Origin of the sequence: Nostoc sp. ATCC 53789, assembly GCF_009873495.1 — a bacterium.
Lineage (GTDB): Bacteria > Cyanobacteriota > Cyanobacteriia > Cyanobacteriales > Nostocaceae > Nostoc > Nostoc muscorum_A.
This window is the reverse complement of the sequence record NZ_CP046703.1, coordinates 7239363-7251432: the sequence shown is the minus strand read 5'-3', so window position 1 is coordinate 7251432 and position 12070 is coordinate 7239363. Positions and strand designations below refer to the sequence as shown.

Genomic DNA, 12070 nt, shown 5'->3' with positions numbered 1-12070 from the left:
GTTTGGTGAGGCTGGCATAGCCGTAATTGCACCGCACAAAGTCGGTTAGTTCCGTGAGTCAATAATATTAAGTTAGTTAATTACATAGCTAGTTGACCGTAGCTCAATCACTTTAGAGTATTTATAGCCAAGCTTCCGATTATAAAATTAACGGCTGAACTCTGCTTCTGGCAAGTCAACAAAAGCCTTAGCAACAGTTACGTAAGGTAGTAGCCCAAATAATTCAAGTTCAGGACTATGAGTAGATAAAGGTAAGCGAATACTACCAATGTCCTTTCGGCAACCAAGAAAAAATAATCGCCGCCTTAATTGGGGAGTACCGAAATCAGCAGCTAAAAGTACACCGATTGAGATGTTGTAACCCAAATTCGCCATTTTGTCCCAAATTTGCTGGTATAGTGTGCCACCTGCAATCCCTTTGAGATTAGATACATTTTCCATAACGAAAAATGGCGGGTACAAATGTTCGACAAAACGTAAAAATTCATAAATCATACCACCTCGATCATCCTGAAAGCCTTTCTGTTTACCTGCCTGACTGAAAGCTTGACAAGGTGGCCCTCCAAAGACAATATCTGGTTTCTCAACTTCACCGGAAAACTTTTGCCATAAACTTAACGGGTTTTCTACAGTAGAAATATCCTTTTCCAAAACGCAAATATGACCACCAAAAAAACCACGCAGTGTTGCACAAGCATCTGACCAACTATCGAGAGCTACCTTAGTTTCTATACTGCCTGTAAGATAAGCACCAATATCCATACCTCCTGCGCCACTAAATACGCTGAAAGCTTTGAGGGAACGATTTTCAAATCCTAACAACTTTGCTTGTTGAACTAAAGATTTAAACACAGCTTCTGCAAGCGGTACAGGTACAGCATTACCTACCTGAAGCTGAGTACTTGTTAGCGTTCCCTCAAATTTCATATTGTCAGGAAAGCCTTGTAAACGAGCTGCCTCTCGTACAGTAATAAATCGGTTTTCATAGGGATGAACAAATTTATTGAAAATGTACCCCGTCACCGTTAATGAAGGTTTATCTGGATCAAGACGAATTATTCTTAAATTTGGGCCACCTTGACGATTTGGATCTTGCTTGAGATAAAATTTAAAGCTATCGTGCCAAAGTTCTTCAGGCAAGTCTTGCATTTTTTGCCCAATTTTTAAGGCATCGATCCGCTTTTGTACATCTGAACCAACCCGTCTAGCAATGTGATTTGCAACCAATTTGCACGGACTATTAAAATTGGAAATTTTCTGAAATCCAGTCATCTCTCACATGGCTTTGGGTGAAGGTGATTATACCATCAAAAAGATTGTAAATCTCTTTTTCAGGTGGCAAATCTGCAACTTTTTTCGCTTTTCCTGTTTCATCTAGTGTCCATATAACATCCTGAAGTTCGAGCAGGTAATCATTATAGTGACGCACAGCATGAATGTTAGACAGCAAAGCAGTTTTTACTACCATTTGACTATATTTTGGCTTTCCTGTAGCAGCAATTTTTAAGACTTGATAAATCCCTTTTTTAATATCATCAGTTCTGTCCATTCCTACGCTAGATTTACCATCAGAGACGGATTCGTACCCATCACCACTCTTTCTCAATGGCCAAGTTAAAGGTCTAGGAGTAGGTTGTCCACAAGCATTTGTTAACCAATAAACTGTTTCAGGTATAGTTCCCCTACCCCGTGCTGCTTTATTATACGCAGAATAGGCAATATTCCAAAACTGAAAATATCGATAAAATAGTTGATTATCTAGACCAAAACTTCTGCCAATTTGTTCGTATGCCCAAGTCGGAGAACTATGGCTTGCTTTTATTCCTAAATCCACAAGTTCATAGTTCCAGTAGTTATCTTCTAACTTGGGCAGAATTATATGCAAGTTAGATGATGCCAGGAATGAATTGTCTGTAGGAGAGTGCGAACAAGGTATTGGTTCTCCATTTTCTCCCATCTCGGTTTGTACCTCAACCTTTGCAGCTAGAGCAAGTGTTGTCAATGGTGCGGCTTTTACTTCTGCAAGTAAGACTATACTCTCTTTTTCATCATGAATTATTACATCAACTGGTTCAGCACCATGATAAATTTTTAAGTTCCTCGAATTAATTTTAAATAAATGCTTTAGAAATACACAGAGCAAACGACTTGTGGTTTTGCCAATAGTTCCAGATGGTAATTTGTTTGCCTGATGATAGTAAAAGTTACCTTTTAAAACACATCTTGGGCAAGTATTAGTGTATGGGTAAATTAATAGAGGAATATTATTTATTGGACAATAAAGCCATCCTTTATTGGTTAATTTTGTATAATATTCGGCAGCTACAATCAGATCAAAAGTTGCTGCCAATGATATACCAGGATTGGTAGCAGTGCGTTTGGCATTTTCCAAAGCTTGCTCAACCAGAGTTGAGGTTAATACTTCTTCATGGGGATTTACTTCCAGAGCTTTCACTCTTCCTAAAAGGTTGACTATCCAATCGGTTTTAAGTGGTTCAGGTTTATTACTTTGCACTATTCTTCAAAGATAAAGATGCGATGTCTACGACGGGCGTAGCTACGATACTCATACTACACAAGAGCATAACAGCGATCGCACTCATAGACAGCATCTTTGTTCAACTCACTGTAATCACAGTTCCCGCACTCTCATTAGCCAATCTATCCACCGCACATACAGCATAAGTTCCCGCTTGTTGAACGGTAGCGAAGGTTGTGCCAGCAGACAAAATTCGCTGAATTGTCCAAGTATCGCCAGTTTGCCGATAAAGTGTCCAAGAACGAACTGGTTGATTATCTCCAGGCTGCCAACTCAGTTTGCGGTTATTGACTTGTAATCCAATGGGTGGAGGGGGTGGCGTTGTATCTTGCCAAGGCAAAGTTGGCGGTAGCGCAGGTTTGTTATAAAGCAGACTTTGGAATTTATCAGCAATACCCTGACTATTTTCTGTCAAAACACCGAGATTAAAGAAGATATTGCCCAGTGACAACCGTCCAGCTTGGCTACGACTAATTTTCACCTGCTTTTCAATTTCATCACTCTCTCGACTCTTGTTGCTTGGTTCTGTCAGATTGTTACCAGCGTAAACGTGTCTTTGCTTTGTATTTACCTGTGTCCACCACTGTAGCAATGCTGAATAACTTTGTTGTGTTTGATCTGTGCGCCAGTAAAGTTGAGGCGCAATATAATCAATCCAGCCTTCTTCTAACCATTTTTTCGAGTCAGCATACAATACGTTGTAAGCATCTAACCCAGTAATGCCAGCAGGTTGTCCGGGGCGATAAATCCCAAAGGGGCTGATACCAAATTTCACATCGGGTTTGGCTGCTTTAATTCCCTGCCAGAGACGCTGTACCATTTTGTTAACATTGTCCCGTCGCCAGTCGCCAAGGTTGAGTGAACCACCAGCTGCTTGATATGCAGCATAAGTTTTGTTATCGGGGAAAGGTTGTCCCTCGATGGGATATGGATAGAAATAATCATCTAAGTGAATGCCATCAACATCGTAGCGCTTCACTACATCGAGAATGACGTTGTAAGCTCTATCTTGAACTATTTTCAATCCTGGGTCCATCCAGCGTTGAGTTTTCCACAAATAAACGCTTTCTGGATTAGTCGCTGCTATGTGGGGACGTACTGTTTTAGCTGGGTCGGTAGAAGTGCTGGCGCGGTAAGGGTTGAACCAAGCATGGAGTTCAATATTACGCTTGTGACATTCTGCGATCGCAAACGCTAAAGGATCATAAAATGGTTCTGGTGCTTTCCCCTGAGTTCCTGTAATCCAAGCACTCCAAGGTTCTAATTGCGATTCATATAAAGCGTCTCCCTCCGGTCGCACCTGAAAGATCAGGGCATTGAAGTTTAGCGCTTGTAATTTAGTAATAATCTCAGTGAGTTCAGCTTTCTGTTGAGCAACAGAAAGTTCTGGCTTGGAAGGCCAATCACCATTCCACACAGATACTACCCACGCCCCCCGAAATTCCCGACTATGATTTACCCTAACGCTACCGACAGGTGCGGGTGTGGGTATAGGTATTGGCGTTGGCGTTGGCGTTGGTGTTGGTATTGGTGTTGGCGTTGGTGTTGGCGTTGGCGTTGGCGTTGGCGTTGGTGTTGGTATTGGCGTTGGCGTTGGTGTTGGCGTTGGCGTTGGTGTTAGTGTTGGCGGCTGCACTAAGTAACTAGAGGCAATTTTTTCCGCTTTGCCTAAATACACCAAAGCTTGATAAATAATTACTGCTACATCTGCACGGGTAGCTGCAAGATTGGGATTGAGTAATTTGATATTTGGGAAACTAACCACTAATCCAGCACTAGTGGCAATAGCTACCTGATTTCTCCCATACCCAGGAATCTGAATAGAATCTTGATAAATTTGTGGGAGTGTTGAGAGGAGGTCTGGTTTTACCTTGGTGGCAAGTTCTAAGCCCGCTACCAAGGAAATTAAAACTTCCGCCCTAGTAATTCGCTCGGCGGGGCGGAAACTTTTATCAGGAAACCCGCTAATAAATGCTTTTTCGTAAGCTGTTTGAATGGCAGCTGCTGCCCAATAATTTATGGGTACATCCACAAAAGGTACATATTGCCGCTTCTTGGTAACTGTGCCAAATGCGTTGGCGATGATGGCGGCAAATTCAGCACGAGTGAGTGAATTATCGGGTCGATATGTGCCATTCGGCGACCCACTGACAATACCACGTTGAGCTAAGGCTGTAATAAATAAGCGTGCCCAATGGTTTTGGATATCCGAGAAGGGAGTAGCAATAGATACCATCGTAGATTGCAGCTAGCTGGCCTTGATTTTGATTTCCTTAGTTAATTTAGCAATTTTCTTGGCGTAGGCGTAGCCCAACCTAGGCATCGCTGCTGCAATCTCTTAGTAAACTTTGACGATTCAAATTTAGAAATGGGCCATTGGGCATTGCTTTTTCCTATTCCCCATTTCCCATTCCCCATCTACTAAGTAGGATTTGCAGCTTCGTTAGTAGGATTTGAGGTAGAACGCGCATTCAATGACAGCATTACGCGTGAAATGCCAGTGAAAATAATGCTGATACCAACTAGTGTACCAAGAAGCCAGGGCGCATTGAAGGGCCACTGGAACCAAATCATTGCACCTAAGACCAGTGTAATAATGCCATCACCTAGTATCCACGTCCAGTTCTCTTGCGGACGTAACTTGAATGCCAGAATTAACTCGAATGTACCTTCAGCCAGTAAAAAGCTGCCAAGCAACAGAGTCAGTGTGAGAATACCTGTAAAAGGATAAACAAACAGCATTATACCCGTTGCAATATAGAGTCCGCTCAATAGAAGTTTCCAAATAAAACCTCCTTGGTGGCGGGTTTGAGTGGCATAAACTAGTTTTGTAAATCCGGCGAAAATCAAAATTACTGCAATCCAAGTCTCAGCGAATAAGGTCGAGAGGTTAGGCGCTGCGATCGCAATCACCCCCAAAACACTTAGGAGAACACCACTTATCAGCGCTCCATTAACATCCTTGTTAATATTTCTAGAAACGTCAGTTGTCATATAAACTTTTCCCTAACTCTACAATTACGTTAGGGAATTTTTCAGTCACAGAATACAGCCCTAAGATAGACTCATGGGTATTAAATTTTAGCAGTAACTAGCCATCATAAAAGTTCTGCCAGGCTGCTTAGACGTTCATAAACAGAGATGAGGCGATCGCCTTCAAGTTCAACAGAAGTATTAGGATAATTCTGAATGGCTCCAAGAAGTGTAACTTCACCATTTTGTTGAATAGATGTACTTAAAGCACTTCGCAGCGCCTGTTGATCTAGTTGTCCTGCGGGGGGATGAACTACTTCACCAATTTGGTTAACTAAAATTGGCCCTGCCCAGCTTGACAGTAAGTTATTTAAAAAGGCAGGATCGGCTTTTATTGGGGCTATCAGTGCCTTACGAGCTACTGCGGGGTCTTGTTGAGCGGCATCCAAATAAGCTTGTAGTGTCGGAGTAGTCTTACCTGTTTCTGTAAACTGACTTAATTCTTGAACAGAAACTTGCCCCTGAAAAGTACCATACTTTAAAACAACTTGCTCGGCGGCATTAGCATTAGTAGTTGAGAGGAGAACAAAAGCACCTACGCCTAAAGCTACTGTTTGACTGAGTAACTTAGTAAATTTACTATTGTTTAATCGATTGAAAATTTGAAAAATCTGCATTTTATCGAACATCCTAATGGTGTGGAGCGTACATAGTGCTAGAGATACATAATTAGGGGTGTACATCTGTACGCCCCTATAGCCAGTTTATTTGTTGCAAAAATCTTTTTTGGAAATGGCGTTATCAAGCTTGTTCATTAGAAGAAGCTAATGAGGTAATATTGACTGATCTTCGTCTAAGGTTGGTGCAGGTATACCCAAATGCTTCCTTGCTGATTCTTCAGCTAGCTTTCGGTCTTGCTCGTTCTCGAACTGACTTTCATCTAACAAATGAGGGTTTTTTGCCGCTTCATCTCGGCTTGGTTTATAGCCATTTTTCCACCTGTACTTCCAGTCCATAATTTGAAAGGCAGATATACTGCGATTTGATTACCTAGTCCTTCATAGTAGGCGCTTAATGGAAGATGACACTCCTACTATAGGTTGAAGAGGCTCATTCTGAGGGTACAAATTTTACATCATCTTAAAGTAAGAATACTCTATAACCTTAATTTTAAAGCTATCAGGAGTTGCGATCGCAAATTTAATAACTATTGTCATTATCTGCGATCGCTGCTGAGTGTCATATAAAATTTTACACTCGCATAATTTGTTTGGTTTTATATTTTAATTCAAAACCCGATATGATAAATATTATTTTAGATATTGCCGAAACACAAAATAAGACAATTATGCTTAAAGAACAGATTACACAAGAACTAGAAAAATTACCTGAACCTCTGTTACAAGAGATTTTAGATTTTGTTCAGTTCTTGCAAGCCAAGTACCAGAAAGATAAAACTTTAGAAATCACCATTATGAGTGAATCATCACTGCAAAAAGATTGGTTAAGGCCAGAGGAAGATTCAGCATGGCAGGATTTGTAAAAGGTGATGTTGTTATTGTTCCATTTCCATTTTCGGACTTAACTCAAACAAAACGCAGACCTGCTTTAGTTATTGCTACTCTTCAGGGAGATGATCTGATACTTTGCCAAATTACTAGCCAAGCTGTTGGCGATATTTATGCTATTCAACTAGATAATAGTGATTTTAGCTACGGTCGATTAAATCAGTCCAGTAATATCAGACCAAATCGAATTTTTACTACTGATAAACAAATTGTTTTATATCAAGCAGGTCAAATAAAACTTTAAAAATTAACAGAGGTGATTAATAAAATTATTGAAATTATACAGTAGCAAAGCCTGTACTTGTATCGACTATTTCACTAAGTTTGACTAGTGTTAAATAGTTGAGTAGCTGGCAGTTGCGTAATCCTTATACATGGATTTGGTGCATCTGATTGTAAAACAGACATGCCAAAACTTTTTAGTTGGGATAAGTCCAGAAATACTGTTTCCGGCAAAGGTTCTAAATTGGGTGGAAGAGAAGCTGGTTTATTAGTATTCGCTGGAGCCTGGGTACTTTTGCTTGGACATACTCGCATAAACACCGAAAAGTTTTTAGAAGTCGGGTTAGGATTTGGATTTATGTTGATAACCTCTAAAAATGCTCCAGGGGGAAGCAATTGGTTGTTTTCCAAGGAAATTTGATTTTTGGTTTTAATTACCCAGCCAGGAGAAAGGTTATTAAGCGATCGCAGTACGGGTATTACTTTGATGGTAGATTTTAGAGTTGGTGTAGGGTTGGACTGAACTGGAATTAGCGGTACGGGTGTCGCTTTAGTGGTAGATTTTAGAGTTGGTGTAGGTTTGGACTGAGGCGTAATTAGTGGTATATGTGTAGCTTTGGTAGTAGATTTTAGAGTTGGTGTAGTGTTGGATACAACTGGAATTCGGTCAAATGTTGATGACTGTTGCTGGATGAAAAATCCTAAAGAACCTGTTACTACCATAAATATTAACGCAACAATCCACTGTAATGGTAATTGGTCAGTTTTTTCAGGCTCAGTGTCTGGAATTACCTGAGTTTTTTGGTTTGGGACAAGCCGACTTGAAAATATTGGTGACTGTGGTGGTATCTCTGGGGGTTTATAAGTATTCAATTGCTGAGTTTGAGATTGATTTGTCTGTTTTTGTCTCAAAACTTTTTCTTCAATTCGTGCTACTTCTTCATCCCCAAGTTCCAAAATCTGCTGATATCGCTTTAATTCCTCATGAATCTCTTCACTAAAAGGATATTGGTGCTGAATTGTTTGAATTAGTGCTTGTTCATACTGTTTTATTTTTTGCAGATAGACTTCAATTTCAGCCTTAATTCGGTTTTCAACCTTAGCAATATTTTCATTTTTTAGACCTAAGAGTTGCTGCTCTAGCCGGAGTTGATTAACCTGTGTTGCACTTAAGGGATACTGCTGCTGTGTTGCTTTTATAAATGCCTGTTCATACTGTTGTAACTTTTGCAGGTAGGATTCAATCTCAACAGTAATTCGACTTTCAATTGGAGCTATGTCCTCATTTTTAAGTCCTAGTATTTGCTCCTCTTGCCGGAGTTGATTACGCTGCGTTGTACTCAAAGGATATTGGTGCTGTGTTGCTTTTATAAATGCCTGTTCATACTGTTGTAACTTGTGTAAGTAGGCTTCAATCTCAGATGTAATTCTAGTTTCAATTGGAACAATATCTTCATTTTTTAGACTTAAGTTTTGCTGTTCTTGTCGCAGTTCATTACGCTTCACTTTACCAAGAAGGTACTGCTGCTGCGTTGCTCTAGTAAATATCTGTTCATACTGCTGCAACTTTTGTCGATATGCTTCTATTTCAGCAATAACACGGCTTTCAATTAAAGCTAAATCTTCAGCACTAATTTGCCACTTACTCTGCATTTGCTGTAAGCGATGACCAGTATCTTGACTGAGAGGATACTCCTGTCGCATTGCCTCCGTTAATGCCTGCCTGTACTGTTGTAAATGCTGCTTATATAATTGAATTTGTGCAGTGATTTGTGCCTCAATTGGCATTGTATCCTCATTCCTCAGCCCCAAAATTTGCTGAAGATTCAGGCGTAGTATATTGATATCATCATCACTTAGAGCTACTTGCTGCTGGAGTGCCTCACTAAAGTCCCGCTCATATTGCTGTAACTTTTGTTTAAATTCTTGACGAGCAACTGCTAACATCTCATCTTCAATTGCAGTTGCTTCCATTTCGGATAGTCCCAAGCGACTTCTGAGGGCATCCAAAGTCTTGCGACCCACAAAAGAAACATCACCACGGCTACTATATCGCGCCACTTCTTTGCGATACTTCTGCTTGGGATCACCTTGGGGAACTTTTGTAAGTCGAATCTTAAAGCCTTCTCTACTTGTGTAGATTTCGGGCTTCATCGTCGGCTGTATTTCTCTAACTTTTCTGCTGGCATACTCATGCAACTCGTCAATTGAGACAACCCCATCTTCATCTAGGTCTGCCGCGCCTGTTGTAATTCCTTCTATTAAATAACGGGTATAAATTGAGAGGTCTGACCCCTGCTGCTCAAAAGAATATTGAGTTGAACTGGATGAAGTGAGAACGGCCCGCCCCTCTCCTCCTAATTGCTCACGGATATTTACACTGCCGTCATCTTTGGCTGATAAACCTTCGGCAAAAGCACCACTAAAGCAACTATCCAAAATGACAACTTGCCGCTTAGAACGGCTGCGGCTCATGCTTTCATGGACAACACTCGCTGCTACTGCCGATGAGCGAATTAAATCTCCTCTGGGAGTTTTGCGTGTGGTGCGGGTTGCTAAAAACAGTCTGCCAGTGTCATCCTTAATGCCATGACCAGAGAAAAAGAGAACTAACAGATCATCTTTTTGACGATGGGCAAATAGATTTTCGATAGCTTCTTCCATATCTTGGCGCTGGGGATTTTTTAGCACCATAATATCTGTCTCAGTAAAGCCGCCCATTTCTGGGTGTAACAGCACTTGCTGCATCGCTTCGACATCTTTTACAGCACCTGGTAGCGGGTTCAAACCAGGCTCATACTCACTCACCCCAATCAGCAACGCTACCTTAACCATCTGCGATTCTCTATCCTGCTACAAATTTCTGTGCTGCCTCAATTGCTGCTTCTAGCTCTTGCCGACTGCTGGCTTTGACTTTCAGTTTCTTGCCATTAGACTCGATTTCTAGTTCGATGGTTTTGTTGCCAAGGCGATCGCCTAAAAATCCCATCAGTGCTTTAATATTCTTAGCATTCACCTGCGTTGTTAGCCAACCCACAGCTAGCCCTGTAAGTGACTTGCTTCCTTCCGGTGCTTCTGCTTCACGGTAAAGGCTAGCATCTTCCACTTCATCCAGTTCCAGCATCTGTTGCAATAGTCTCTGCGTTTCGTCTTGCAGTTCATCGTCATCTAAACCAGGCTCTTGCAAGGCGATGGTAATCTGGACGTTGGATGTAGTCGCCATTTTCAACCTCTAATTGTGGTTAATGCTTAAATTATCACAAGTATCTTATACAATCCAGCTAGTAATAATTCCGGTCTGGATTGTCGTAAAATAGGAATTTTGACAATTACATAGGGCGCTATGAGTAGTAAGAATGTTGCAAAGTAAAAATAGATACTATTGTTAACCACAGCAAGCTAGGCTTGATTTTGCTTTACTTGGTTAATTTAGCAATACGAGAGCGTAGGCATCGCTGATGGGTGCCCTATAAAAAAATTTGACTTTCTCTTTTTGGTGTTTTCCGCAAGCAAAATAACTTTTGACTTTCTCAAAATGCTTGAATGCTTTCTCAATACATAACTCGGCGAGATTAAAGAAGAACTCAGAAGTCAGAATGGGCTACAACTGGCATCTTATAGAGAAAATATGCAGTTGACAAAGCCTCGCGTAGAAAAGGCTTTACGCTACGCTAAGGATAAAAATTATAAACTTTAAGTCTAAAGAAATAAGCATAAAGTTCACCTTACTATGACTAAATGTGTGTACACAGAATATTAACTATCAATCAATATCTCTATAGATAGAAATAAAAGAGCTAATTTTAATAGAATTACATCTGTAGACTCACGCAATTTAAACTAAAAAAGCTAATACTAAAACATAACTTTACGATCCTATAAGCTGGTTGTAATCAAAATAGAAAAAGTAGTACAAACAATGGCAACTTCTACAGACCGCGCTCAAGAGATTCACAAGCTGCATGAACTAATCAAAAATATTGATTATGGTATGTTTACCACAGTCGATGATGATGGAAGTTTGCATAGTTACCCCATGTCAAAAAGTGGTGAGATTAACTCTGAAGCCACACTCTGGTTCTTTACTTATGCTGGTTCCCATAAGGTGACTGAGATTGAACAGCATGAGCAGGTCAATGTTAGTTTTTCGTCACCCGAACAGCAGCGATACGTTTCTATCTCAGGTAGATCACAACTCGTGAAAGACCGCAACAAGATGCGAGAATTATGGAAGCTAGAACTTCAAACCTGGTTTCCTAAAGGATTGGACGAACCCGATATTGCTTTGCTTAAAGTGAATATTAACCAGGTGAATTATTGGGATAGTACATCGAGTTTTAAACCACAAACAATTAGTTTTTAACACCATCACGACTTTAAATAATTTGTAGTTAATAATTACGAATTATTTAAAGTCGCGTAATTGTTGGAAGAAATTAGCAAAGAGTAAGGAAGAGGCAATTCACATTACCTACGAAGCCATTGACACATGGATAACGCTTGGGAGCATAACCAGCATCGTAGTGAAGAGTGGATGGGAGAGGCGTTGCAGGGGCGACGAGATAAGGTTTTTTTGATGACGAAGGTTTGCACCCAAGAACGCGATCGCAAAGTGGCAATGCAACAACTTGAAGAATCACTACGTCGTCCCAAAACTGACCACCTCGACTTGTGGCAAATCCACGAAGTTGTTTACGATAACGATCCAGAAAGGATTTTTCGTGCCAGCGGAGCAATTGAAGCTCTGGATCAAGCGAAAAAGTAAGGA

At 40.6% G+C, this 12070-nt stretch carries 12 protein-coding genes; 4 read left to right on the top strand and 8 right to left on the bottom strand.

Annotated features, from left to right (window positions below; translation table 11 throughout):
• Positions 1–147: 147 nt before the first annotated feature.
• From dcm to GJB62_RS29895, 6 genes are all read right to left on the bottom strand, one after another.
• Positions 148–1227, bottom strand: coding sequence for a DNA (cytosine-5-)-methyltransferase (gene dcm / locus GJB62_RS29920; protein WP_228038120.1), 1080 nt, complete (start codon positions 1225–1227; stop codon positions 148–150).
• Between the two features lie 13 nt (positions 1228–1240).
• Complete coding sequence (locus GJB62_RS29915; RefSeq protein ID WP_114080611.1) at positions 1241–2515, bottom strand: hypothetical protein; 1275 nt, start codon at positions 2513–2515, stop codon at positions 1241–1243.
• Positions 2516–2618: 103 nt separating this feature from the next.
• Positions 2619–4775 carry a family 10 glycosylhydrolase gene (locus GJB62_RS29910; protein ID WP_114080612.1) on the bottom strand — a complete coding sequence of 719 codons (2157 nt, stop codon included), beginning with the start codon at positions 4773–4775 and terminating at the stop codon, positions 2619–2621.
• Between the two features lie 185 nt (positions 4776–4960).
• Entirely contained in the window at positions 4961–5533 is a 573-nt protein-coding gene (locus GJB62_RS29905; protein WP_114080613.1) for an HdeD family acid-resistance protein, read from the bottom strand.
• Positions 5534–5637: 104 nt separating this feature from the next.
• A complete protein-coding gene (locus GJB62_RS29900; RefSeq protein WP_114080724.1) occupies positions 5638–6189 on the bottom strand; it encodes an alpha/beta hydrolase in 552 nt (183 codons plus the stop codon).
• A gap of 147 nt (positions 6190–6336) precedes the next feature.
• Entirely contained in the window at positions 6337–6528 is a 192-nt protein-coding gene (locus GJB62_RS29895; protein ID WP_114080614.1) for a bromodomain-containing protein, read from the bottom strand.
• 284 nt (positions 6529–6812) lie between these two features.
• Here GJB62_RS29895 and GJB62_RS29890 point away from each other — a divergent pair, with 284 nt between their 5' ends.
• Positions 6813–7055 carry a DUF2281 domain-containing protein gene (locus GJB62_RS29890; RefSeq protein WP_199346479.1) on the top strand — a complete coding sequence of 81 codons (243 nt, stop codon included), beginning with the start codon at positions 6813–6815 and terminating at the stop codon, positions 7053–7055.
• Complete coding sequence (locus GJB62_RS29885; protein WP_114080615.1) at positions 7040–7324, top strand: type II toxin-antitoxin system PemK/MazF family toxin; 285 nt, start codon at positions 7040–7042, stop codon at positions 7322–7324. Before GJB62_RS29890 ends, GJB62_RS29885 begins: the two co-directional genes overlap by 16 nt.
• A 74-nt stretch (positions 7325–7398) precedes the next feature.
• On the opposite strand, the gene GJB62_RS37680 is transcribed toward GJB62_RS29885, so the two are convergent.
• Together GJB62_RS37680 and GJB62_RS29875 are read right to left on the bottom strand one after the other, a co-directional pair.
• Positions 7399–10137 (bottom strand): caspase family protein, encoded by a 2739-nt coding sequence (locus GJB62_RS37680; protein ID WP_245246048.1) that lies wholly within the window; start codon positions 10135–10137, stop codon positions 7399–7401.
• A 10-nt stretch (positions 10138–10147) separates the two neighbouring features.
• Entirely contained in the window at positions 10148–10525 is a 378-nt protein-coding gene (locus GJB62_RS29875) for a hypothetical protein (protein WP_114080616.1), read from the bottom strand.
• A 696-nt stretch (positions 10526–11221) separates the two neighbouring features.
• On the opposite strand from GJB62_RS29875, the gene GJB62_RS29870 reads away from it, so the two are divergent.
• On the top strand, positions 11222–11665 hold the full coding sequence (locus GJB62_RS29870; protein ID WP_114080617.1) for a pyridoxamine 5'-phosphate oxidase family protein: 444 nt from the start codon (positions 11222–11224) through the stop codon (positions 11663–11665).
• A gap of 126 nt (positions 11666–11791) precedes the next feature.
• The gene (locus GJB62_RS29865) at positions 11792–12067 is read left to right on the top strand and encodes an aldo/keto reductase (protein ID WP_209271460.1); all 276 of its coding nucleotides are present in this window, start codon (positions 11792–11794) and stop codon (positions 12065–12067) included.
• Positions 12068–12070 lie beyond the last annotated feature (3 nt).